22 protein-coding genes are annotated in these 22,839 nt (G+C 76.4%); 9 read left to right on the top strand and 13 right to left on the bottom strand.

The genetic code is table 11. The features are described from left to right. Positions 1-91: 91 nt before the first annotated feature. The 6 genes from BM064_RS16040 to BM064_RS16020 all read right to left on the bottom strand — a co-directional run bounded on the left by BM064_RS16040 (position 92) and on the right by BM064_RS16020 (position 6,046). Positions 92-1,177 (bottom strand): DUF2332 domain-containing protein, encoded by a 1,086-nt coding sequence (locus BM064_RS16040; RefSeq protein ID WP_092861101.1) that lies wholly within the window; start codon positions 1,175-1,177, stop codon positions 92-94. A gap of 228 nt (positions 1,178-1,405) precedes the next feature. Next, positions 1,406-3,346 carry a 1-deoxy-D-xylulose-5-phosphate synthase gene (gene dxs / locus BM064_RS16035; protein WP_092861099.1) on the bottom strand — a complete coding sequence of 647 codons (1,941 nt, stop codon included), beginning with the start codon at positions 3,344-3,346 and terminating at the stop codon, positions 1,406-1,408. A gap of 168 nt (positions 3,347-3,514) precedes the next feature. Next, positions 3,515-3,946: an NUDIX hydrolase gene (locus BM064_RS16030; protein ID WP_092861097.1), complete on the bottom strand. Its 432-nt coding sequence runs from the start codon at positions 3,944-3,946 to the stop codon at positions 3,515-3,517. Further along, positions 3,943-4,869 (bottom strand): polyprenyl synthetase family protein, encoded by a 927-nt coding sequence (locus BM064_RS16025; protein WP_092861095.1) that lies wholly within the window; start codon positions 4,867-4,869, stop codon positions 3,943-3,945. The genes BM064_RS16030 and BM064_RS16025 overlap by 4 nt, the downstream gene beginning before the upstream one ends. Before the next feature lie 2 nt (positions 4,870-4,871). Then, positions 4,872-5,114 (bottom strand): exodeoxyribonuclease VII small subunit, encoded by a 243-nt coding sequence (locus tag BM064_RS27515; RefSeq protein ID WP_177236287.1) that lies wholly within the window; start codon positions 5,112-5,114, stop codon positions 4,872-4,874. Continuing rightward, the gene (locus tag BM064_RS16020) at positions 5,111-6,046 is read right to left on the bottom strand and encodes a histone deacetylase family protein (RefSeq protein ID WP_177236286.1); all 936 of its coding nucleotides are present in this window, start codon (positions 6,044-6,046) and stop codon (positions 5,111-5,113) included. The genes BM064_RS27515 and BM064_RS16020 overlap by 4 nt, the downstream gene beginning before the upstream one ends. A 204-nt stretch (positions 6,047-6,250) precedes the next feature. On the opposite strand from BM064_RS16020, the gene BM064_RS16015 reads away from it, so the two are divergent. After that, a complete protein-coding gene (locus tag BM064_RS16015) occupies positions 6,251-7,324 on the top strand; it encodes a nucleotidyltransferase family protein (protein WP_092861093.1) in 1,074 nt (357 codons plus the stop codon). Between the two features lie 30 nt (positions 7,325-7,354). On the opposite strand, the gene BM064_RS16010 is transcribed toward BM064_RS16015, so the two are convergent. From BM064_RS16010 to parA, 4 genes are all read right to left on the bottom strand, one after another. After that, complete coding sequence (locus BM064_RS16010; RefSeq protein WP_092861091.1) at positions 7,355-7,822, bottom strand: hypothetical protein; 468 nt, start codon at positions 7,820-7,822, stop codon at positions 7,355-7,357. 186 nt (positions 7,823-8,008) lie between these two features. Beyond that, positions 8,009-8,644, bottom strand: a complete 636-nt coding sequence (locus BM064_RS16005; RefSeq protein WP_092861089.1) for a GntR family transcriptional regulator — start codon at positions 8,642-8,644, stop codon at positions 8,009-8,011. Beyond that, positions 8,641-9,243, bottom strand: a complete 603-nt coding sequence (locus BM064_RS16000) for a GNAT family N-acetyltransferase (protein WP_092861087.1) — start codon at positions 9,241-9,243, stop codon at positions 8,641-8,643. Before BM064_RS16000 ends, BM064_RS16005 begins: the two co-directional genes overlap by 4 nt. Then, entirely contained in the window at positions 9,240-9,857 is a 618-nt protein-coding gene (parA, locus tag BM064_RS15995) for a ParA family partition ATPase (protein ID WP_092861085.1), read from the bottom strand. Before parA ends, BM064_RS16000 begins: the two co-directional genes overlap by 4 nt. A gap of 129 nt (positions 9,858-9,986) precedes the next feature. Here parA and BM064_RS15990 point away from each other — a divergent pair, with 129 nt between their 5' ends. Beyond that, entirely contained in the window at positions 9,987-10,574 is a 588-nt protein-coding gene (locus tag BM064_RS15990) for a PA14 domain-containing protein (RefSeq protein WP_177236285.1), read from the top strand. A gap of 249 nt (positions 10,575-10,823) precedes the next feature. Here the strand turns inward: BM064_RS15990 and BM064_RS15985 are convergent, their stop codons facing one another. Continuing rightward, entirely contained in the window at positions 10,824-11,564 is a 741-nt protein-coding gene (locus tag BM064_RS15985) for a hypothetical protein (RefSeq protein ID WP_177236284.1), read from the bottom strand. Between the two features lie 200 nt (positions 11,565-11,764). On the opposite strand from BM064_RS15985, the gene BM064_RS15980 reads away from it, so the two are divergent. The 3 genes from BM064_RS15980 to BM064_RS15970 all read left to right on the top strand — a co-directional run bounded on the left by BM064_RS15980 (position 11,765) and on the right by BM064_RS15970 (position 14,853). Beyond that, positions 11,765-12,538 carry a WecB/TagA/CpsF family glycosyltransferase gene (locus BM064_RS15980; protein WP_092861083.1) on the top strand — a complete coding sequence of 258 codons (774 nt, stop codon included), beginning with the start codon at positions 11,765-11,767 and terminating at the stop codon, positions 12,536-12,538. A gap of 1 nt (position 12,539) precedes the next feature. After that, the gene (locus tag BM064_RS15975) at positions 12,540-13,580 is read left to right on the top strand and encodes a glycosyltransferase family 2 protein (protein ID WP_092861081.1); all 1,041 of its coding nucleotides are present in this window, start codon (positions 12,540-12,542) and stop codon (positions 13,578-13,580) included. A gap of 76 nt (positions 13,581-13,656) precedes the next feature. Then, positions 13,657-14,853: a glycosyltransferase family 4 protein gene (locus BM064_RS15970; protein ID WP_092861079.1), complete on the top strand. Its 1,197-nt coding sequence runs from the start codon at positions 13,657-13,659 to the stop codon at positions 14,851-14,853. A gap of 8 nt (positions 14,854-14,861) precedes the next feature. Here BM064_RS15970 and BM064_RS15965 read toward each other — a convergent pair whose 3' ends face one another. Further along, a complete protein-coding gene (locus BM064_RS15965) occupies positions 14,862-15,839 on the bottom strand; it encodes a sulfotransferase domain-containing protein (RefSeq protein WP_092861077.1) in 978 nt (325 codons plus the stop codon). Positions 15,840-16,050: 211 nt separating this feature from the next. Between BM064_RS15965 and BM064_RS15960 the strand changes: the two genes are divergently transcribed. The 4 genes from BM064_RS15960 (at position 16,051) to BM064_RS15945 (ending at position 21,917) form a co-directional block, all read left to right on the top strand. After that, a complete protein-coding gene (locus BM064_RS15960; RefSeq protein ID WP_092861075.1) occupies positions 16,051-17,214 on the top strand; it encodes a Gfo/Idh/MocA family protein in 1,164 nt (387 codons plus the stop codon). Further along, the gene (locus BM064_RS15955) at positions 17,211-18,248 is read left to right on the top strand and encodes an NAD-dependent epimerase/dehydratase family protein (RefSeq protein WP_092861073.1); all 1,038 of its coding nucleotides are present in this window, start codon (positions 17,211-17,213) and stop codon (positions 18,246-18,248) included. Before BM064_RS15960 ends, BM064_RS15955 begins: the two co-directional genes overlap by 4 nt. After that, a complete protein-coding gene (locus BM064_RS15950; protein WP_092861071.1) occupies positions 18,245-19,495 on the top strand; it encodes a glycosyltransferase in 1,251 nt (416 codons plus the stop codon). Before BM064_RS15955 ends, BM064_RS15950 begins: the two co-directional genes overlap by 4 nt. 385 nt (positions 19,496-19,880) lie before the next feature. Then, a complete protein-coding gene (locus BM064_RS15945; RefSeq protein ID WP_092861069.1) occupies positions 19,881-21,917 on the top strand; it encodes a GDSL-type esterase/lipase family protein in 2,037 nt (678 codons plus the stop codon). On the opposite strand, the gene BM064_RS15940 is transcribed toward BM064_RS15945, so the two are convergent. Beyond that, positions 21,907-22,683, bottom strand: coding sequence for a sulfotransferase family 2 domain-containing protein (locus BM064_RS15940; RefSeq protein WP_092861067.1), 777 nt, complete (start codon positions 22,681-22,683; stop codon positions 21,907-21,909). The two genes, BM064_RS15945 and BM064_RS15940, sit on opposite strands and share 11 nt — an antisense overlap. Between the last annotated feature and the right edge of the window lie 156 nt (positions 22,684-22,839).

Raw genomic sequence — 22,839 nt, 5'->3', positions numbered from 1 at the left:
CTCGGGCGAGGGTCGGCGGGTCCGTCCCGGTATCGCGGCGCGCCGCCCGCGGCGCAAGGCGCGGGCGGCGTCGGCGCGGGGCGAAACGCGCTCATTTTTCCGTATCGGGCGCGGGGGCTCGCCCCGCCCAGTCGGTCCAGCGGCCGTGGAAGTCGGTGCGCGCCAGCAGCCGCTCGCCCCCCTCGGGCGCGAGCGTCAGGGTCACGGCGGCCGAGCCCGTCTCTCCGTCCGGCTCCATGCGCAGCCAGGCGAAGGGGCGCGCGGCCGTGGCGCGTGCGGCGGCCGCGGTCAGGGCGGCGGCGATGCGCGCCTGCACCGCGGCGGGCATGTACTGCCACATGATCGAGTGCATCACGACGCGGGCCCGCCCCTCGGGCTGCGGGGCGGCGAGGCGGGTCTCCAGCCAGGCGGCGGCGTCGGCCGTCTCGATCGGGCGGGGGCGGGCGACGGCCAGCGCGACGGCGGCCTCGGCGCGGGCCAGGCGCTCGGCCTGGTCGGGCCAGATATAGGCCAGCAGCCGCGCCCGCGCCGCGGGGTCGGCGGCGTCGAGCGGGTTGAGGTCGCAGCCCGCGCGCGCCGCGATTTCGAGCCGCGCGTCGAGGGGCGGGGGCGCGCCGCGCCACGCGTGCCGCACGAGGACGGGGGAGTCGGGCGGCCCCCATGCGCGCCCGTCGCCGAAGTCGTAGCGGAAGGCGTCGAGGTTCTGGTTGAGCCCGGCCGAGGCGCCGATCTCCAGCAGCTCCACCGGCATTCCGCCGGTCAGATCGGCCAGGGCCAGCAGCCCGCCCAGCAGGGCGCCGGAGCGGCCGGTCTCGTTGGTCTGCGGCGGGCCGTCGAGCCAGGGGGCGAGCCACTCGGCCTGCCGCACGAATGCGGCGCGGGCGACGGCGACCGCGTCGCCCTCGGCGCGGGGCGGCCAGGCGGCGGCGACCTCCGGGTCCCGGCCCGCGCGGGCGAGCGCGTGCAGCGCGCCCGCCACGCGCAGCGCCAGCGCGTCGTCGCCCGGGTCGCCGGGCCAGGAGAGCACCCGAGCCTCGAGCGCGCCCGCGGGCTCCATGCGCTCGGCCAGCCCGGCCAGCAGGGCGGCGGTGAAGGGGGAGCCGAGCCGTTCGCAGGCGGCGGCCTGGGTGCGGAAATGGGCGCGGATCAGGTCCGCCCGGTCCCGGGACGCGGTCATCGTGCGGGGCTCCCGGCCCGGCCCGCCGGGGCGACGGCCGCGACGTCGCCGCCGCGCGCCCGGGCGCACGGCGCGGCGGGCGCGGCCGGCGGGAGAGCGGAGAGGTCGGGGACGGCGTGGGGCATGGGCGCTCCGCTCGGGCGAGGATCGGCGCGGCGATCTCGCCCCGCGTCTCCGCCGAGGTCAAGCGCCGCGGCGCTGACCCCTGGAAAGGGCCCGGCCCGGGCCTCAGCCGCGCCCGGCCTTGCCGATCTGGGCCACGCCCAGGGCGGAGAGGGCGGTCGCCACGATGTGTTCGGCGTCCAACCCGGCCTGCACGTACATCGCCGCGGGCGAGTCGTGGTCCTGGAACACGTCGGGCAGCGTCATCGGCCGCACCGCGAGGCCGCGGTCCAGCGCGCCCTCGGTCGCCAGCAGGTGCAGGACCTGGGCGCCGAAGCCGCCCGAGGCGCCTTCCTCGAGCGTGATCAGGGCCGCGTGCCCGCGCGCCAGGCGCAGGATCAGCTCGCGGTCCAGGGGCTTGGCGAAACGGGCGTCGGCGACGGTGGCCGAGACGCCCTTCGCCTCCAGATCCTCGGCGGCCTTCATCGCCTCGGAGAGGCGGGCGCCGAAGGAGAGGAGGGCGACGGAGGTGCCCTCGCGGACGATGCGGCCGCGGCCGATCTCGAGCGGCTCGGGCCGCTCGGGGATCTCGACGCCGACGCCCTCGCCGCGGGGATAGCGGAAGGCGATGGGGCCGGAGTCGTGGGCCACCGCCGTGGCGACCATGCGGGCGAGCTCGGCCTCGTCCGACGCGGCCATCACGGTCATGCCGGGCAGGTTGGCGAGGTAGCCCACGTCGAAGGCGCCGGCGTGGGTCGCGCCGTCGGCGCCGACCAGTCCCGCGCGGTCGATGGCGAAGCGCACCGGCAGACCCTGGAGGGCGACGTCGTGGACCACCTGGTCGTAGGCGCGCTGCAGGAAGGTCGAGTAGATCGCGCAGAACGGCTTCATGCCCGCGGCTGCGAGGCCGGCGGCGAAGGTCACCGCGTGCTGCTCGGCGATGCCGACGTCGAACATGCGGTTGGGGAAACGCTTGCCGAAGACGTCCATCCCGGTGCCGTCGGGCATGGCGGCGGTGATGCCGACGATGCGCTCGTCGCGCTCGGCCTCGCGCACCAGGCTCTGGGCGAAGACCTTGGTGTAGGAGGGGGCGTTGGAGGGCGCCTTCTTCTGCGCCCCCGTCGCCACGTCGAACTTGGCGACGCCGTGGTAGCGGTCGGCGCTCTGCTCGGCGGGACGGTAGCCCTTGCCCTTCTGGGTGATGGCGTGGATCAGCACCGGCCCGTCGGCCCGCGCCTTGACGGTGCGCAGGACGGGGAGGATCTGGCTCATGTCATGCCCGTCGATGGGGCCGACGTAGGAGAAGCCCAGCGCCTCGAACAGGGTGCCGCCGACGGCGAGTTCCTTCAGCAGGTGCTTGGCGCGGCGCGCGCCCTCGCGGAACGGTCCCGGCAGCAGGCTGGCGGCGCCCTTGGCGACGGCGGCGAAGTCCTGGAAGGGCTCGCCGGCCCAGAGGCTGGTGAGGTAGCGCGACATGGCGCCCACGGGCGGGGCGATCGACATCTCGTTGTCGTTGAGGATCACCACCAGCTTCGAGCCCAGCGCGCCGGCGTTGTTCATCGCCTCGTAGGCCATGCCCGCCGACATCGCCCCGTCGCCGATCACCGCGATGGCGTGCCCGCCCTCGCCGAAGCCGAGGTCGCGGGCCGCCGCGAAGCCCAGCGCCGCCGAGATCGAGGTCGAGCTGTGCGCCGCCCCGAACGGGTCGTAGGGGCTTTCCGAGCGCTTGGTGAAGCCCGAGAGCCCGCCGCCCTGGCGCAGGGTGCGGATCCGGTCGCGCCGGCCGGTGAGGATCTTGTGCGGATAGGCCTGGTGGCCGACGTCCCAGATCAGCTTGTCGCGCGGCGTGTCGAAGACGGCGTGGATGGCGACGGTCAGCTCGACCACGCCCAGGCCCGCGCCGAGGTGGCCGCCGGTCTCGGAGACGGCCGAGATGGTCTCGGCGCGCAGCTCGTGGGCCAGCCGCTCCAGCTCGGAGTCCGAGAAGCCGCGCATGTCAGCCGGGCTCGACACGCGGTCCAGCAGCGGGGTGCGCGGGCGGTCGGGAGGCTGGGGCTGATCGGTCATGCGGGTCCCTGGCTCGGCGGCGGGGTCGGCGTTCGGCGACACTTAGGGGAAGCAGGGCCATGGGGCAATGCAGGAGCGCGCGCGGGCCGCAGCCGTCGCCCGCAGGCGACGGGGCCCCGTCGCCCGTCCCCGGGCGCGCCTTCGCCGGCGCCCGTCCCCGGGCGCGCCTCAGCCGGCGAGCGTCGCCGCCCGCCGCGCCACCCCCAGCACGTCGCGGCTGAGCGCGTCCGAGGCCGCCATCTCGTCGAGGTCCCACCAGCGCGCCTCCATCGCATCGTCGGCCGCGGCGGGGGTTCCCGACCGCCAGCGGCAGAGCACCGCGATCAGCACGTAGTGGAACCGCAGGCCGCCGTCGGGCCCGCGATCGAGCGCGTCCAGCGCCTCGAAGGCGGTCCGGGCGTCGGCCTCGACGCCGGTCTCCTCGCGCAGCTCGCGCTCGGCGGCGGCGGGCAGCGTCTCGCCCGCCTCGATGCGCCCGCCGGGAAAGCCCCAGAGGCCGGCGTCGGGGGGATTGCGCCGGCGCACCAGCAGCACCCGGCCGCGATGGGGCGTCACCGCCAGCACCGCGGGGACCGGGCGCGGGGGCGCCTCGCCGCTCACGTCCGGCGCGCCACCGTGAAGCGGGCGGCCAGCGCCAGCGGGCGGGCGCGGGCGCCGAACGGGGCGAGCGTCGCCTCGGCCTCGGCCGCGAGCTCGGCGGCGCGGGCGCGGGCGCCCTCGAGCCCCAGGAGGGAGACGAAGGTGGCCTTGCCGGCGGCCGCGTCCTTGCGCAGGGCCTTGCCCGCGGCCTCGGCGTCGCCGGAGACGTCGAGGACGTCGTCCTGGATCTGGAAGGCCCGGCCCAGCGCCTCGGCATAGCCGCGGATCGCGGCGCGCGCGGCGGGGTCGGCGCGGCCCAGGATCGCCCCCGCCTCGGCGGCGAAGACGATCAGCGCGCCGGTCTTGAGGGCCTGCAGCCGCTCGATCTCGGCGAGCTTCAGGGGCTGGGCCGCGGTTTCGGCGGCGATGTCGAGCGCCTGGCCCCCGACCATGCCCGCGGCCCCCGCGGCCCGGGCGAGGCCGAGGCAGAGCTCGGCGCGCACGGCGCCGTCCGCATGGGTGCGGGGATCGGCGAGGATCTCGAAGGCGAGCGTCTGCAGGGCGTCGCCGGTCAGCACCGCCGTCGCCTCGTCCCAGCGCCGGTGCACCGTGGGGCGGCCGCGGCGCAGGTCGTCGTCGTCCATGCAGGGCATGTCGTCGTGGACGAGGGAATAGGCGTGCAGGCACTCGACGGCCGCCGCCGCCCGCTCGGCGCCCTCCGAAGGCGCGCCGAACAGCTCGGCGGCTTCCAGCGCCAGGTAGGCGCGCAGGCGCTTGCCGCCGCCCAGCGAGGCGTAGCGCATGGCGGGCGCGAGACCCGGACGCTCGCCCAGCAGGTTCGCCGCGGGCAGCAGCGACTCGAGCGCCCCCTCGACGATGGCGACGTCGGTGGCCAGACGCTCGGCGAACTCGGGGGCCCAGTCGGGCGCCTCCGCGACGGCCATGGTCAGTCGACCTGCGAAGGCCGCGCCGAGACGGTCCCGTCCGGCGCCTCGGCGATCTGGGCGACCTTCAGCTCGGCGGCCTTCAGCTTCGCCTCGCAATGGGCCTTCAGCTTCGCGCCCCGCTCGTAGAGGGCGATCGAGGCGTCGAGCGGGGCGTCCCCGCTCTCCAGCCGGTCGACCACCTGCTCGAGCTCGCGCATGGCCTCCTCGAAGGAGAGCTCCTCGACGGGTTTCGGTTCGCTCATAGGCTCCGCTCCATCAGCGCCTGGACGTGGGCCGCGGCCGAGACCGCCAGCCCCACCAGGTCGTAGCCGCCTTCCAGCACCGAGACGACGCGGCCTTCCGCGCAGGTCTCGGCGAGGTCGCAGATGCGGTGGGTGATCCAGGCGAAATCCGCCTCGACCAGGTTGAGCTCGGCCAGCGGATCGCGGTGGTGGGCGTCGAAGCCGGCCGAGACGATGATCAGTTCGGGCGCCGCGGCGGCGACCGCCGGCAGCAGCCGGTTCTCCCAGACCGCCCGGAACTGGGGGCCGCCGGCGCCGGGGCGCAGGCCGGCGTTGTGGACGTTGCCATGGGCGCCGGTCTCGGACTCGGCCCCCGTGCCGGGGTAGAGGGGCCACTGGTGCGACGAGCAGAAGGTCGCCCGCCCCTCGTCCCACAGCACCGCCTGGGTGCCGTTGCCGTGGTGCACGTCGAAGTCGACGACGGCGACGCGGCTCAGGCCGCGGGTCTCCAGCGCGTGCAGCGCGGCGATGGCGGCGTTGGCGAAGAGGCAGAAGCCCATCGGCTTCTCGGGCTCGGCATGGTGGCCGGGGGGGCGCATGGCGACGAAGGCGGCGTTGGCCTCGCCGTCGAGCACCAGGTCCACCGCCTGCGCCGCCGCGCCCGCGCCGTGCAGGGCGGCGTCGAGCGAGCCGGGGGAGACCCAGGTGTCGGCGTCCAGCATCGCGTGGCCCTCGGCCGGGATCGCCGCACGGATCCGGTCGATGTGGCGCTGCGGATGGGCGAGGCGGAGCAGCGCCTCGTCGGCCGGCACGGCCTCGAGCCGGCGCAGATGGGCGAACCGCTCGTCCTCCAGCGCCGCGGCCACGGCCTTGATGCGGTCGACGCGCTCGGGGTGGCCCGGCGGCTCGACGTGGCCGAGGCTCGATTCGTGGTGGATCAGGGCGAGGGTCATGCAGTCTCCCGGTCGGCATGTCTCGGGGCGTGTAGCGCTCCGCGCCGGCGGGCGCCACCTTGACCGGGCGCGGGGCCGGCGCCAACCCCGCGTCCCCGCAGCGCTGGACGTCGGCCCGGGGATGGGCCAAACCGGGCCGCAGAGCAAGGAGCCGACGACGATCTTGACCCCGCCCCGCGATCTCCGTTCGACAGGGCGCGCCCGATGAGCGCGGCCGAGGCGGCCTCCGCCCCCGGCCCGCTGGTGGTGGCCGAGACGCTGGGCCTGCTGCGGGCCTGGGAGTCGGGGGCGACGCCGCCGGCGCCCCGGGCGCGCACGCTCGACCTGGCGGGCTTCGCCGCGGTGCAGGGCGTGGCCTGGCCGGTCTGCCAGGCGCTGTCGCGCGCGCTGCCCGCCCCCGTCGCCGGCCTGCTGCTGCGCCCCGCGATCGAGGGGCGCGAGGCCGCGGCCGCGCGGCTCGCCGCGCAGGTGCGCGATCTGGCGGGGCTGCTGGCGGCCGCGGGGATCGAGGCGGTGGCCCTGAAGGGCGCCGCGGCCATCGCCCAGGCGGGCGGCGAGCCTGCGCCCTGGCGCGAGATGCTCGACCTCGACCTGCTGGTGGCGCCCGACGACCTGCCGGGCGCCGTCGACGCCCTGCGCGGCGCCGGCTACACCGGCGACGCAGAGGCCTACGTGGCCACCGACTACCACTTCCCCGCCCTCTACCCCCCGCCCGGCGGCGCCGCGACCGTGGAGCTGCACACCCGCACCGGCTGGTCGCGCGGCGGGCCGCTGCGCGAGATCCGCGCGCGCTCGCTCGCCACGGGCGTGCCAGGACTGCGCATCCCCACCGCCGAGGACCGGCTGGTGCATCTCGTCCACCACGCCCAGGTCGCCGACCGCCGGCGGCAGCGCCGCTCGCTTCGGCTGCGCGACGCGCTGGACTGGCGGCTGCTGACCCGCGACGGGCCGGAGGCCGCGCCCGGCGGGCCCGCCGACGTCGAGGCGGCGGCGGCGCGCTTCCCCTCCGGCCGGCCGCGCAAGGCGTTCCAGAGCTTCGCGGCGCTGATGGCCCGCGTCTGGGAAACGCCGGCCCCCGCGGGCTGGGAGGCGCGCCACGCCGCCTGGGTCGAGGAGGTGCTGGCCGCGCTCGCCGACCCCGCCCTCGCCGAGCGCTGGCGGGAGGCGGACCGGCGCGGCCAGGTCTGGGACACGCTGACCTCTCTCGACACGCTGGAGCACCTGGCGCTGGGCAGCCTCAACCCCTCCCGCCTGCGCCGTTTCCTGCGCCGGATCTGAGGGGGTCGCGCCCCGGTCCCGAGGCTCCGGTCAGCTCGTGGGGTCGACGCCGCAGGTCAGCGGGGTCGCGTCGATGCGGTCGATCGACTGCGGCTCGCCCAGACGCGACAGCGCCCAGAGCTGGTCCTGGTAGCGGATGTGGCGGAAGCAGTGCGGCGGGCCGCCGCCCAGCGCCGCGCCGAAGTCGAAGCAGAACCAGGGCTCGGAATAGGTCCAGCTCGCCTCCAGGCACTCCCCGTCGGGGAACTGGAAGGTGACGCGGCCGGGTTCGGCGCGGTAGCTCTCGCGCCCCCAGACCTCGCCGGAGATGCGGTACCAAACGGTGCGGCCGCCCACGAGGGCCTGCCACTCCTCCGGGCTCAGGTCCTGGCCCTCGGCGGCGAGCTGCTCGCGGGTGGGCGCGTCCTCCGCCCCCGCGAGGGCGGGGAGGGCGAACGCGGCGGCCAGCACGGCGGGCAGGGCGCAGGCGAGGCGGGAGGCGGTGCGGAACGATCTCATGGGTCGAGACTTAACTTTCCCTAACGAGTCGTTGAAGGCGCCCGAGGGGCGGAAACCGCCCGCCGGCGCGCAAATCAGCGTTAACCGCCTCCCCGGGGACGCCGGCGGCCGGAGAATCCCGCCCGTCGGCGCCCGGCGCCGCGGGGTGGGGGGCGGCCGGGCGCTCGCGCGGGCGGCGGGGCGCCCTTATCGCTCGGCCTCCATCTTCAGGCGGGTTTCGTAGGCGCGGGAGATGTGCAGGCGGGCGGCGGCGTCGGCGGCGTCCTCGTCGCGGGTCTCGACGGCGCGGGCGATGGCGTCGTGCTCCTCCACCGTCTCGGCCCCGCGGGTCGGGTCGGCCAGCGAGGTCAGCGTCAGCAGCGCCATCGAGCGGCGGATGCCGTCGAGCATCGTGTTGAGATAGCGGTTGTGCGAGGCGAGGTGGAGCTGCCGGTGGAAGCGGCGGTTGTTGTCGCGCAGCGCCTCGGCGTCGTGGGTCATGCGGCGGCTGTCCTCCACGAGGCGACGCAGCAGCGCCTGCTCCTCGGGGGCGGCATGGCGGGCGGCGAGCCGGGCGGCGAGGCCCTCGACCACCGCGCGGACCTCGTAGAGCTCGCCGAGCTGGTTGTGGTCGAGGGACGCCACCACCAGCCCGCGGCGGCCGTCGTGGGCGACGACGCCCTGCGTCTCCAGCCGGCCCAGCGCCTCGCGGATCGGGGTGCGCGAGACGCCGAACCGCTCGGCGAGCTCGGTCTCCACCAGGCGGGCGCCGGGGGGGTACTTGCCCCGGTCGATCGCGTCGAGGATCAGGGCGTAGGCGTCGGGCGCGCCGTCGCGCGTCATCTCGGGCCTCCGAATGGCTGGCCTCCAGGGGCAGGGGCCGGGGGCGCCCGGCGAATGCGGTAGAGCACCATGCGGCGCAGGGGGGAGCCTAGCGGCAGGGCGGGGTGATCGAAATCGTCCGCGGGGTCGCGGGTCATGCCCAGCCGCGCCATCACCGCGCGGGAGGGGGCGTTGCCCTGCGCCGCGAAGGCCACGACCTCCGCGCGGTCGAGGCCGTGAGGCGCGGCCGCGAAGGCGGTGGCGAGCCGGGCGCGGGCGGCCTCGGTCGCGTAGCCCTTGCCGTGGGCCTCGGGCAGCAGGCGCCAGCCGAGCTCGACGCAAGGGGTGAAATGCGCCTCGAACTCGGGGGCGTTGAGGCCGACCATGCCGAGGAAGGCGCCGGTCGCCTTCTCCTCCACCGCCTCGAAGCAGAAGCCGTTGCGGGCGCGGGTCGCCTCGATGCGCGCGACCAGCGCCTCGGTCTCGGCCAGGGTCAGCGCGGCGGGGAAATGGCGCATCAGCCCGGCGTCGCCGTTCAGCCGCGCGAAGGGGGCGAGGTCGGCGTCGCGGAACGGGCGCAGGATCAGCCGCGCCGTCTCGAGGGGCGGCAGCGGGGTCATGCGAGGCGGGCGAGCAGCGCCTCGGCCAGCGCCAGCGCCTCGCGCGCGGCGGTGGAGCGGGGGGAGATCTCGGAGGCGGCGCGCCCCTCGAGGAAGGCGGTGGAGAAGGCGACGCGGTTGCCCAGCGTCACCGGCAGGATCTCGGCCCCGAACTCGGCCAGCGCGGCCTCGACGGCGGGGCCGGCGCCGCCGCGCGGGGGGACGCGGTTGAGGATCACCACGGCGGGCGTCTTCTCGCGCGCGGCCATCTCCAGGATCGGCTGGGTGGCCCAGGCGTCCATGGGGCTCGGCTGGCAGGGGATCGCCACCAGGTCGGCGGCGCGCACCGCGGCGCGCAGCAGCACGTCGGCGTTGCCGGGACAGTCGGCGAGCACGATCTCGCCCGCCTTCGCCGCCCGGCGCAGGGCGGTGGAGGCCTGCCATTCCGAGGCGCTCTCGATCGGCAGGGCGTCGGCGCCGCGCAGTTCGTTCCAGCGGGTCAGGCTGCGCTGGGGGTCGAGGTCGACCAGCGAGGGCGGGCGCCCCGCCGCCGCCAGCGCCGCCGCCGTCTGCACCAGCAGCGTGGTCTTGCCGGCGCCGCCCTTCTGCTGGGCGAAGACGAGGGTGCGGGTCATCGGGCTCTCCGGGGCAGGATCTGCGCGGTGTGCAGCGAAGCCGGTTCGCGCCCGGATGGCAAGCGGTTGCGCGGAGGCGCCGCTGCGGCGAGGATGCCCGGACGTGAACGTGAGGAGATCATGGGGATGATGGCACGACTGGGATTCGCGGCGCGCATCGGGGCCGCCGCCAGCGCTCTGGCGCTGGCCGCAGGGGGCGCGCTGGCCGATCCGGTGAAGCTGAAGCGCGCCGATCCGCAGCCCGAGGGGCTCAAGCAGGGGCTGGCGGTGAAATACGGCTACCCCGCCGAGGTGCGGGAGCTGAAGATCGCCAAGGACTACCGCTCGGGCGCCGAGACGGGGCCGCCGCTGGTGGGCTTCGACTACATGGACAATGCGCCCGGCGAGAACGCGCTGACCTCGAAGCGGGCCGAGCGGGTGGTGGCGATCATCGACGGCTACCTGCATTTCGACCAGGCGGGGATCTGGCGGATGCGCTGGCATTCCAACGACGGGCTGGAGGTGATCGTGGGCGGCGAGGAGGTCTACCGTCACGACGGCCGGCACGCCTGCGACACGATCGGATGGCAGGACGACTACCTGGTCGAGGAGCCGGGCTGGTACGAGGTCGAGGCGGTGTGGTTCCAGCGCCTGAACACCTCCTGCCTGATGATGGAGTGGCAGCCCCCCGGCGGGGCCTGGGAATGGACGCCCAACGAGGCGACCGGCTACAACTGACCCCGGAGGGCGGACCGGCGACGGTCCGCCCTCCGCTTTTCGGGGGCCGCCCGCTGTCCCGCGGCGGTCCGCTTGCTTGGGGCGGCCCGCTCTCCGGGGGCGGAGCGCGGGTCCGGCAGGCGGTCCAGCGGGCCGGCGACCGCGCGCGCCGGGCCGGACGCCGCCACGCTGCCGTCCCGCGGCTCCGGCGGCCGGGCCGCGGGCGACTTGAGCCGGCCGGCGCGGGCCCCGGCTGCCGAGGCCGCGTGGTCAGGCGGCGCGCAGGGCGCGCAGGCGGCGCAGGCCGGCGCGGGCGAGCTCCTCGGGCAGCCAGGCGTCGTGGCGGGCGAGCGCGGGGCGCAGGCGGTCGGCCCAGACCTCGGCCGCGGGCGCGAGGGCGAGGTGGTGGTCGGCGGGGTCGGGGTTGCGGAACCGCGCGGCCACGCAGCCGGAGACGGGGTCGAGCAGGTCCGGCGTCGCGTCCGCCCAGTCGACGCCCAGCGCCGCCGCCATCGCCTCCAGCCGGTCGTTGTAGTCGAAGGTCAGGGCGGTGCGCTCGGCCAGGCTCGCCGTCGCCTCCCGCCGGGCATGGGCGACCGCGCCCGGGGGGGCGTCGTCGCGGATCGTGGGCAGGGTGGCCGCGGTGATCACGATGCGCCGGCGGCCCATCCGCTGCGCCTCCCGCACGAAGCCGGCGTAGGCGTCGAGCGAGGCGTCGAGCTGCGCGCGGATCGATTCGCCCAGCCGGCGCGCGCGCACCCAGATCACGAAGCCGCAGTCGACTTCGCCGAGCTGGATCACGTGCAGCGTGCGCGGCCCGGTCCAGGCCAGCGAGGCGCGGAACCGGCCCAGCGCGTCGGTCAGCGAGCGGGGATTGCGCATCCCCGCCGCCGTCGCCCCGGGCACGATGCAGAAGCTGGCGCGACGCCGCCCGAGCAGCCTCCCCTCCGCCGCGGCCTTGAGATAGACCGCGTGACTGTCGCCCAGAACGTGAATCGGCATGTTGCCCATGGCGCGGCTCCTCGACGAAGCGGTCAGGTTTCGCGAGAATGGTTGCCCCAGGGTTAATGGTCCGCCCCGGCGCGGGGCGGTCCTGCGCCCGCCGGAAAGGCTGTTGCGCCTGTGCTCGGAGCGGGGGCGGTGGTAGTCTCCGCGCCCGAGTCAATTCGACGAAGATGGTTCGCACCGGAGACCAGACGCTGAACCGCACCATGAGATTCCGACTGCCGGCGGACCAGGGGCCGGAAGCCGTGGGCGTGAACGCGCCGACGCGCGAGGGTCTGCTGGGCGAGATCGAGCGGCGGCTGCGCGCGGGAGCGGGCTTCGCGGTGGCCACGATCAACCTCGACCACCTGGTCAAGCTGCGGATGTCCGCGCCGTTCCGGCGCGCCTACGCCGCCCAGGACCTGGTCTGCGCCGACGGCAACCCGGTGGTGTGGCTGTCGCGGCTCGCCGGCCGGCCGGTGGAGCTGATCCCCGGCTCGGAACTGGTGCGCCCGCTGGCGGCGATGGCCGCGCGGCTGGACCTGCCGATGGGCCTGCTGGGCGCCGACCAGCGCACGCTGGACGCGGCCGCGGCGCGGCTCGAGGCGGAGCATCCCGGCCTGCGCGTCGTCGCGCGCATCGCGCCCCCCTACGGCCTCGACCCCGAGGGTCCGGTCGCGGCCGAGTGCCTGCAGCAGCTCGCCGCCTCGGGCGCGAAGCTGTGCCTGCTGGCGCTGGGCGCGCCCAAGCAGGAGATGCTGGCGGTGCGCGGCAAGCAGGTCGCGCCGGGGGTGGGCTTCGTCTCGGTCGGGGCGGGGGTCGAGTTCGTGGCCGGCGTGCAGACCCGCGCTCCGGTCTGGGTGCAGCGCCTGGCGATGGAATGGGCCTGGCGCATGGCGCGCGAGCCGCGCCGGCTGTTCCGCCGCTACCTCTCCTGCTTCGCGATCCTGCCGACGCTGGCCCGCGACGCCCTGATGCTGCGCGGCGAGGAACAGGCCTGAGATGACCTCGCCCGCCCTGGGCCTGGTCGCCATCGGCCGCAACGAGGGCGAGCGCCTTCGCCGCTGCCTGGCTTCGGCCCGCGCGCTGCTGGGGCCCGGCGCGCCGCTGGTCTACGTGGACAGCGGTTCGACCGACGCGAGCCTCGCGATCGCGGCCGAGGCCGGCGCGCGGATCGTCGAGATCGCCCCGGCGGAGGGCTTCACCGCCGCGCGGGCCCGCAACCTGGGCGCCGCGGCGCTGGCCGGGGCGGCGCCCGAGTTCATCCAGTTCGTCGACGGCGACTGCGAGCTGGTCGCGGGCTGGCTGGAGACGGCCCAGGCCCGGCTGCGCGCCGAGCCCGGGCTCGCCGTCGTGGCGGGGCGCCGGCGGGAGCGGGCGCCGGGCGCCTCGATCTTCAACCGGCTCTGCGACATGGAGTGGAACACCCCCGTCGGCCGCGCCGCCGCCGTGGGGGGCGACGCCCTCTATCGCCGCGAGGCGTTCGAGGCGGTGGGCGGCTTCGATCCCGCCTTCATCTGCGGCGAGGAGCCGGAGCTGTGCCTGCGCCTCGCCCGCGCCGGCTGGGGGATCGAGCGGCTGGACGCCGAGATGACCCTGCACGACGCCGACATGCACCGCTGGTCGCAATGGCGCCGGCGGGCCGAGCGCACCGGCTGGGCCTTCGCCGAGGGCGCCGACCGCTACGGCGACGGCCCAGAGGGCTACAACCGCCGCGAGGCGCGGCGCAGCCTCGCCTGGGGGCTGGGCCTGCCGGGGGCGCTTCTGGTCTCGCTTGCGCTGGCGGCGCTGGGCGCGGGGGCGCTCGCCGCCCTCCTCGCGCTGGGCGCGCTGGGGCTGGCCGGTCTGGTGGTCCTGCGCGCGGCCCGCTGGCGGCGCGGATTCGGCGATCCCTGGCCGCACGCGCTGCTCTACGGCGGGCTGGCGATGGCGGGAAAACCGTTCGAGGCGCTGGGCGCCTGGCGCTACCGCCGTGCGAAAGCCAGGGGCGAACGGGGGCGGATCATCGAATACAAGGGACCCGCGCGTTCGACCGGGAGTTGAGTTTCGCGCGTTGACCTCGCCACGCCGCGGCCCCACTCTGGGGCGGCGTCGAAGCGGCCGGGGGAGGGCCTGGGGGATGCAGATCGCCTTCGTCGCCGCCTCCTGGCCCGGCGAGGACAGTCCCAACGGCGCCGTGGCCGCGGTCCGCCACCTGGCCGCGGGCTTGCGCGAGATCGGCTGCGGGGTGCGCGTCATCCCGCTCGACGGCGCGCGGGGGCCGGACACGATCCCGCCGCCGCCCGCCTCGCGGCCGCCCCTGCGGTCGCGGCTGGCGGGTCGGCTCGGGCTCTCGGATCCCTGGATCGAGGCGATCGGGGCGCGGCTCGCCGCCGCCGCGCGACAGGCCGAGGCCGAGGGCGTCGAGCTGCTGGCGATGCCCGAGACCCACGGCTGGGCCGCGCAGGTGCAGGCCGCCGTGTCGATCCCGGTGGTGGTGACGCTGCACGGGCCCTGGTTCCTGCACCGGGCGCTGAAGGGCCGGGCGCCGGACCGGGCCGACGCGCGCCGGGTGGCGCGGGAGGGGCGGGGGCTGGCGGCCTGCGCCGGGATCACCGCGCCCTCGCGCGACGTGCTGGAGCGGGCGCGCGCCTTCCACGGCTTTCCCGCCGGCCGCCCCGCCGCCTGCATCCCCAACCCGATCCCCCCCGGCCCGGCCCTCGACCGCGCGGCGCTGGACGCCGAGGAGGCGCGCAGCCTGCTCTTCGTCGGCCGCTTCGACCGGCACAAGGGCGGGGACGTGATGCTCGACGCCTTCGCCCGGCTGGTGGCCGGCGGGGTCGACGCGCGGCTGACCTTCGTGGGACCGGACCGGGGCGTGGAGGGGCCGGAGGGTCCGCTGCGCCTGCCCCAGGCGCTGGCGGCGCTGCCCGAGGCGGCGCGGGCGCGCATCGACGTGCGCGGCCAGCTTCCCCGCGCCGAGGTCGCCCGCCTGCGCCTGCGCCGGCCCGTGGCTGCGATCGCCTCGCGCTACGAGAACCTCAACTACACCCTGCTCGAGACGCTGGCGGCGGGGGCGGCGACGGTGTGCACCGCGGTCGGCGGCCCGGCGGAGCTGGTGCGCCACGGCGAGACCGGCCTGCTGGTCCCGCCCGAGGATCCCGCGGCGCTGGCCGCGGCCTGCGCGCGGCTGCTCGACGACCCGGCGCTCGCCGCCCGGCTGGGCGCGGCCGCGCGCGCGCGCATCGTCGCGGACTTCGCCCCCGTCCCGGTGGCGCGGGAGATGCTGGCCTTTTTCGAGCAGGCGATCGCGGCCCGGAAGCGGGGCCGCGGATAGGTCCGCGCTCAGGCGGTGCGGGCCAGCAGGTCGGGCAGGGGGCTGCCGTCGAGGACGCGCGCGATCACCCGCTCGCACAGCTCGGGGTCGAGCCTGCCGCCCTTGTGCGCGCCGAACAGGGTGTTGCGCATCGCGCCCACCTTCTCGAGCACCGGCGCCGGCGCAGGCAGGCCGCAGAAGCCCAGCAGCGCCTCCATCTCCTCAACGGGCGCGCGGTCGAAGGCGTCGTAGTTCACCACCCGGTAGCGGGGCGAGTCCCGCAGGCCGAGGTGCAGCGTCTCGTTGAGGTGGCGCCAGATCCACATCTGGCTCTCGACCAGGCGCTCTTCGCTGTACTCGGCGAATCGCGCGGGGTCCTCGCCGAAATCGGCCAGCAGGTGGGGCACCAGCACCATCGACTCGCGGAACACCTGCTCGCCGCCCGAGCCCTGCACCACCCAGCGGTTGTACCAGGAGTTGAGGTAGGCGCGCGGCTCGCGGATCTGGTGGAGGACGAGCTGGTCGGGGTCGCCGGCATGGGTGCGCAGCAGCCAGGCGGGCGGGCGGATCTTGAGCACCAGCAGCGCCGCGTCGAGCGCGGCGGCGTCGGTGCAGAACATCGGCCGGTCCCACTCGCGCTCCCGCAGGCGGGGCGCCACGCGGCCCAGCACCTTGCGCCGGATCGTGCGGCTGGCGAGCAGCCGCTGCACCGGGCGGGCCATGGGGCGGCCGGCGTAGTAGGTCTTGTCCATCGCGTCGATGCGGTCGCGAGCGCTCTGCCGGCGGCGGGCGCGGGCGACGGCGCGGGTCCAGCGGCCCTCGAACCCCTCGCCCAGCGGCTCCTCGAAGCGGGTGGCGCCGGGCAGTTCCGCGAAGTCGCCCCCGGTCATCTCCTCGGTCTCCGAGCGGCAGACCGTCTGCGGATGCAGGTCGAACGCGTCCAGCAGGCGGTTGGTGCCCGAGCGGCCGGAACCGGCGATCACGACATAGGGGCGGGACGGGGGCATGGCGCCTCGGAAGCTGGGTCGGGTCAGGTCTGCTCGGGGCCGGCCGTGCGGCTGCGGCGGATCATAGGCGCCCCCGACGCGCGGCGCGAGCGCGCGAGACGACGCAAGAGGTTGCAAGCCGTCGGGCGTCGGGTCATGGGTCTGGAGCGCGGCGCGCGGCGGGCTCGACGGGGACGCCCGCGGCGGCGCGCCGGCGGCAAGGGGGGCGCGCGTGCGGCGGATCGCGATCATCGGGCTGGGCTTCGTGGCGGACCTCTACATGGGGTCGCTCTCGGCGCATCCGGACGTGGCGATCTCGGCGGTCCACGACCGCGACCCCGAGCGGCGGCGCCGCTTCGTCGATCACTGGCGCGGCCAGGGCCACGGCGCGCTGGGCGCGGGCCTGACGGTGGCGGACGGCATGGCGGGCTTCCTCGCCGCGCTGCTGCCCGGCGACGTGGTCCTGAACCTCACCAACCCCGAGGCGCATTACGAGGTCTCGCGCGCCCTTCTGGAGGCGGGGGTGCACGTGTGGTCCGAGAAGCCGCTCGCCACCACCATGGAGCATGCCCGCGCCCTGCACGCGCTGGCCGCGGAGCGGGGGCTGATGCTGGCCTCGGCGCCCTGCTCGGTGCTCGGCGAGGCGGCGCAGACCCTGTGGGCGGCGGTGCGCGAGGGGATCGCGGGCTCGCCGCGGCTGATCTACGCCGAGCTCGACGACGGTTTCATCCCCCAGGCGCCGACCGAGGCCTGGGTCTCCGCCTCCGGCGCCCCCTGGCCGCGGGAGGACGAGTTCCGCACCGGCTGCACGCTGGAGCATGCGGGCTATTACCTCACCTGGCTGATCGCGATGTTCGGGCCGATCCGCACGGTGGCCGCGGCCTCGGCCGAGCTGATCCCGGGCAAGCTGCCCGACGGGGGGCGCGCGGCGCCGGACTTCTCGACCGGCACGCTGTTCTTCGACAGCGGCCCGGTGGCGCGGCTGACCTGCTCGATCATCGCGCCCCACGACCACCGCATCCGGGTGATCTGCGACGGCGGCGCGCTGGAGCTGGACGCGGCCTGGGACAACGCCGCCCCGGTGCGCTTCCGCAGGCGGTTCCGGGTGCGCAGGCGGCTGGTGGAGCATCCGTTCCCCCGCCGCCTGAAGCTCGCGGGCGGGAGCCACCCGAAGGTGAAGCGCACCGGCGCGGCGGCGATGAATTTCGCGCTCGGCCCCGTCGAGATGCTGGACGCGCGCGACGAGGGGCGGCCCTGCCGGATCTCGGCCGACTTCTCCCTGCATCTCAACGAGGCGACGCTGGCCCTGCAGGCGGCGGGCGAGCGCACCGCCCCCCACGCGATGACCACCACCTGCGCGCCGATGGCGCCGATGCCCTGGGCGCGGCTGGCATGAGCGAAGAGCAGACGACGACGGCGCCGCGCGTGCTGGTCACCGGCGCCTCGGGCTTCATCGGGGCCCATGCGGCGGCGGAGCTGGCGCGGCGCGGGGCGCAGGTTCTGGCGGTCTCGCGCACCCCGCGGCCGGCCTCGGACTGGGACCGGGCGCGCGCCGCCATGCAGGCCTGGACCGGCGGCGAGGGCGGCGCGCCCGGCGGCGGGATCCAGCCTTTGGCCTGCGACCTCTCCTTCCCCGCGGCCGGCGAGCGGCTGGAGGCGCTGGTCGAGGGCGTCTCGGCCGTGGTCCATGCCGCGGCCCGGCTCGCGGGCGGCGACGTCGAGCAGGCGCGCGACACGCTGGGCCCGACGCGGGCGCTGGTCGCGGCGATGGAGGCGCGGGCGCCCTCGGCGCTGCTGGTCCTGGTCTCGTCCTTTTCGGTCTACGACATCGCGGCGGCGCGCGCCGCGGGCGGCGTGCTGGACGAGGACGCGGCGCTGGAGGCCGCGCCCGAGGCCCGCGACGCCTATACCCGCGCGAAGCTCGGGCAGGAGGCGATCGTGCGCGCCGCCGGCGCCCGCGGCCTGCCGGTGCGGATCCTGCGGCCGGCCTATGTCTACGGGCCGGGGCGGCTCGACTGCGCGCATCTGGGCGTGCGCAAGGGGCGGGTGGAGCTGGCGATGGGCGACGGTCCCGTCGCCGCGATCCCCGTGGCCGCCTGCGCCGAAGCGCTGGCGCTCGCGGCCCTCGCCCCGCCCCCGGCTTCGCCGGAGGTCTTCAACGTGGTCGACGCCGACGCCCCGGACCGCGGCCGCTGGCGGGCGGCGATGCCGGCGGGCTCGGGCGCGTGGCTGACCCTGCCGGTTCCGGGCGCGGCGGCGCGGGCGGCGGCCGGGCTGCTGGGCGCGCGCGCGCCGGGGTTCCTGCGGGGGCCGGTCCACGCGGCGCGGTTCCAGGGCGTCCCGGTCTCCGACGCGCGACTGCGGGCAGCCTTCGGCTGGACCCCGCGCCATCGCTTCGAGGCGGTCGCGGCGATGGAGGCGGAGCGATGAGCGAACCGCCCGTCGCCTTCCTCACCGGCGAATACCCCCGCGCCACCGACACCTTCATCCAGCGCGAGGTGGCGGGGCTGCGGGCGCAGGGCCTGACGGTGCTGACCTGCTCGATCCGGCGCACCGATCCGGGCCAGCATGTCTCGGACCTCCAGCGGGCCGAGGCGGCGGCGACCTTTCATGTGCTCGAGGCGGCGAAGTCCCCGCTGCGGCTGGCCCGGGCGCATCTGGGCTGGATCGCCCGGGCGCCGGGGCGCTGGCTGCGGGCGCTCGGGCTCGCGGCGCGCACGGCGCCGCCGGGGCTGCGGGGCGGGCTGTGGCAGCTGTTCTACTTCCTCGAGGCCGGCGTGCTGGCCGAACGTCTGCGCGCCTCCGGGGCGGGGTGGCTGCACCATCATTTCGCGGATTCCTCCGGCTCGGTGGCCCTGCTGGCGGCCGAGATCGCCGGCCTGCCGCGCAGCTTCACGCTGCACGGGCCGGCGGAGTTCTACGCCCCCGAGAAATGGCGGCTGGACGTGAAGATCGCCCGCGCGCGCTTCGTGGCCTGCATCAGTCATTTCGCGCGCGCGCAGTGCATGCTGTTCTCGGACCGCGGGGACTGGGGGAAGCTGCGCATCGTCCACTGCGGGGTCGAGCCCGCGGCCTATGCGCCCCAGCCGGGCCGGCCGCCGGGCAAGCGGATGGTCTTCGTGGGGCGGCTCGCGCCGGAGAAGGGGCTGCCGGTGCTGCTCGAGGCCTTCGCTTCGGTGCGCGCGCGCCATGCCGAGGCGGAGCTGGCGCTGATCGGCGACGGCCCCTCGCGCCCGGAGATCGAGGCGCAGATCGCCCGCGGCGGCGTCGGCGGGGCGGTGGAGATCCTGGGCTTCCTGCCGCCGGAGGCGGTGGCGGCCGAGCTCTCGCGCGCCGACCTGCTGGTCCTGCCCAGCTTCGCCGAGGGTCTGCCGGTGGTGCTGATGGAGGCGCTGGCGACCGGCATCCCCGCCGTCGCCACCCGCATCGCTGCGGTCGAGGAGCTGGTGGAGCCCGGCGTCTGCGGCCTGACCGTGGCGCCGGGGGACGCGGCGGGGCTCGCCGAGGCGATGGACCGCCTGCTGGGCGACCCGGCGCTGCGGGCGCGGATGGGCGAGGCGGGACGGGCCCGCGTCGTCGCCGAGTTCGACGTGGCCCGGGAGACCGCCTGGCTCGCCGCCCTGATCCGCGGCGGACGGGAGGGGCGGCTGCCCGAGGGATTGCGCCCCGGGGGCTGAGGCGCCCGGCCGGAGACGCCGCGAGCGCGGCGAGGCCTGGGAGACCCCGGGTCAGGCCCGGTGCGCCTCTGGCCGTCGCCGCCCGCCTGGCCGGGAGGCGGGGCGAGGGAGGCGGGGCGCGGGAGGCGGGGCGCGAGCGGCCCCCGGGCGCAGGCCGCCGGCGGGCGCGGAGCGCCCCTTGCGCGGGCATTCCGCCGTTTCGGAAACATCGGGTTAACCCTGCTCTGGTAGACCGGGGGCGGCCGTGCATCGACGCCGGGGCCCGCCTGCGCGCGGGCGCCGGACGGCCGCGCATCGCGAGCATGCGGTCGACGCCCCCCGTCTCTCTCCATCCTTCGGTTTCATCGACGACGCAGGCGGAACTCCGCCCGCGGGAGGTACCATCATGGCGACGCTTCCCCCCATCACCTATTACTGGCGCCCCGCGGGCGCGGCCGACGACGCCTGGCTGGCCGATCCGGACGGGAGCTTCGCGCCCGGCGTCGGCGCGGCGGTCGAGGTGGTCAGCGTCGGGCCCTCGCGCCCGGCCTTCATCACCGCCGACTCCGCCCCGTCGCTCGTCGAGCCCCTCGCCGACCTCGGCGTCGCCCCCGGCGCGCCGATGAGCGTCGACCTCGCGGCGGCCTTCTCGGGCACCAACCTGGCGTTCTCGGTGGTCTCGGGGCCGGCGGGCGCCTCGGTCTCGGGCGGCACGCTGAGCTGGACGCCGGCGGGCGAGCAGACGGTGGAGATCGTCGTGCGCGCCGCCAACGCCGCCGGCTGGGCGCAGGACGCCTTCACGGTCAACGTCTCGGCCGCCGCGGCGATCCCCGTCGCGATGACCCCGATGGAGGCGGTCCACGGCGCGACCCTGGTCGCCTCGGCGGCGGGATACCTGCCGGCGGGCGCCTTCTCCTACACGCTGGTCTCGGCGCCGGCGGAGGCGACGGGCGTCTCGCTCGACGCGGCCACGGGGCGGCTGAGCGCGATGATGCCGGCCTCGGGCGCGCTTTCGGCCCCGTTCGTGATCCGGGCGACGGGGGAGACGATCCACGACCTTAGCTTGAGCGTCGACCTGGTGGCGGGGTGGAGCTACGGCGCGGCGGTGGCGGTGGGCGACAGCATCACCGCGGGCGGCAGCGGCGGGGTGACGAGCTGGGTCGACGACGTGCTCGTCGCCCAGTGGGGCGCCACGGCCGACAACAACGGCGCCGGGGGCTCGGTGCTGCAGGGCAGCCTCGCGGACGGGGGCGCGCCGCTCCCGAGCAACCTGATGAGCGTCTTCGTCTCCCGCTCCCTGCCCGCGGGGGCCGAGGCGATCGTGTGCGCCTACGGCTTCAACGACGCCCGCTACACGCTCGCCGAGGCGACGTTCAACGCCCAGGCCTACGCGCGCGACCTGCGCTCGGCCCTGCGGCGCTGGCTGGTGCGCTACGGGCGGGAGAACATCTGGCTGGCGACGCCGTTCTGGATCTCCGACACCGGCCTCGTCACCGCCTACGACCCCGCCTTCGCCGGCCGCACCCGGGCCTGGTTCGAGGGCTATGTCGAGGCCTGCCGCACGGTGGCGGCGGAGTTCGGGGTGAAGCTGGTCGACGCCTACGAGATCGGCTACCCGGCGACGACGGTGGACGACATCCACCCCACCGCCGCCGCGCAGGCGGCGCTGGTCGCGGCCTTCGGCGCGCCCAAGCGGCCGGCGCTGGCGGTCTCGACCGCGGCGCCGGTGGGCGGGGACGAGACCATCACCGTGCCCCCGGGCGGCGCCGCCTACCTGGTCGCGGCCGACGGCACGACCGAGACCGCGCTGGTCGAGGGCGCGAACGCGATGCCCGCGGGCTCGCACCTCGTGGTCTGGTCCGACGGCGGGCGATGGGAGGTCGGCGCGATCGCGGTCACCTCCTCGGACCCCACCGCGGGCATGACCCAGACCACGACCTGGACCGCCGGCGCCGCCTTCTCCAACCTGCGCCCGACGCAGACGGCGCTGACGGTGCGCTTCACGGCGACCCGCGCGGCCGGCGATCACGGGGTGCTGTGGGAGGCGGGCGGCAGCGCCTACGGGGCCTGCTGCGTGATCCACGACGACGGCGGCGTGGACCGGCTGACGCTGGTGATGGGCTACAGCAACGGCAGCCACGTCTCCGCCGCCGACCTCGCGGTGATCTCGACGCCGGCGCCGACGGGCACGTTCGAGGTGGTGATCTCCGGCGACTGCCTCGGCGGGCAGAAGGCGGCGCTCTACATCGACGGGACGCTGGCGGGGGTCGACTCGGTGGCCGCGGCCTACCTGACCGGCAACCGCAACGGCGGCCTGGCGCAGGTCTGGGACGAGATCCCCTCCAACCCCGCCGGCTGGTCGGCGGAGGGCGACGGGCTCAACACCATGGTGAGCGAGGCGGCGATCTTCGCCGGCCAGGCCACCGCGGCGGTCACGTCGTGAGCGCCGCCCGCTCCGCCTGCGTCTGCGGGCGCGGCGGGGCGGGGGCGTAGCCGAAGGCCTCGCAGTCGCGTCGATAGACCTGGCGGATGCGCGCCGCGGCCGCGTCGGAGAGATCCGGCGCGGCCTTCGCCATGGGCCTGCGGTTGCGCTCGGCCAGCGGCGCCTCGACGCCGAGGCGGGCGCAGACCCGGGCGAAGTCCTCGCCGATGCGCTCGTAGCGGCCGACGAAGTCGACCCCGACGCGCCCGGTGCGCGGATCGGTCAGGAACGAGACCTGCTCGCGGAAATGCGGATAGCGCAGGATGGCGGGGTCGCTCAGGCCGTCGCGGGCGAAGGCCTCGACGTCGGCGAAGCGGGCGAGGTGGCGCTCGGCGAAGGCGGCGTCCCAGCGGTGCAGGCCGCCGGCGCGCAGGAACTCGAAGGCCGAGACCGTGCGGGAGACGGGGTCGCGCACGAAGGCGAACTTGAAGGCGCGGTCGGTCCAGCGGGCGCCGAAGTGGTAGAGGTAATCCTCCAGCGAGGCATGGGCCCCGGCCTTGTCGCCGAACAGCGTCTCGGCCATGGCGAGGCCGGCGCATTTGGGCACGTGCACGAAGAGGCAGCCGCGCCTGCGCATGCCGTCGAGCGAATAGGGGCGGTCCGCCCCCTCCAGACCCTGCAGCCAGCGCGCCGCCGCGGGATCCATGCGCCGGGCCGCGAACCGGCGCAGCGGGCGCGGGGCGGCGGCGAGGAGGGCGGCGAGGCGGCGGGCGGCGATCGGGCTCAAGCGGAACGGTCCTTGCGAGGTGCGGGACGCGCGGGGCGGCCGGGGCGAGGGTGCGGAAAACAGGGTTTCCAAATGGTAAACGAAGCCCGCGCCACGGCCCTTCGCATCGACAGGCGCGGCCGCCTCGGCTAGAGGCTGGGCGAGGCCGGGCGCAGG

Source organism: Albimonas pacifica (assembly GCF_900113695.1).
Taxonomy (GTDB): domain Bacteria; phylum Pseudomonadota; class Alphaproteobacteria; order Rhodobacterales; family Rhodobacteraceae; genus Albimonas; species Albimonas pacifica.
Note: the sequence above shows the minus strand (reverse complement) of the source record. Positions and strands in the feature narration are given on the sequence as shown.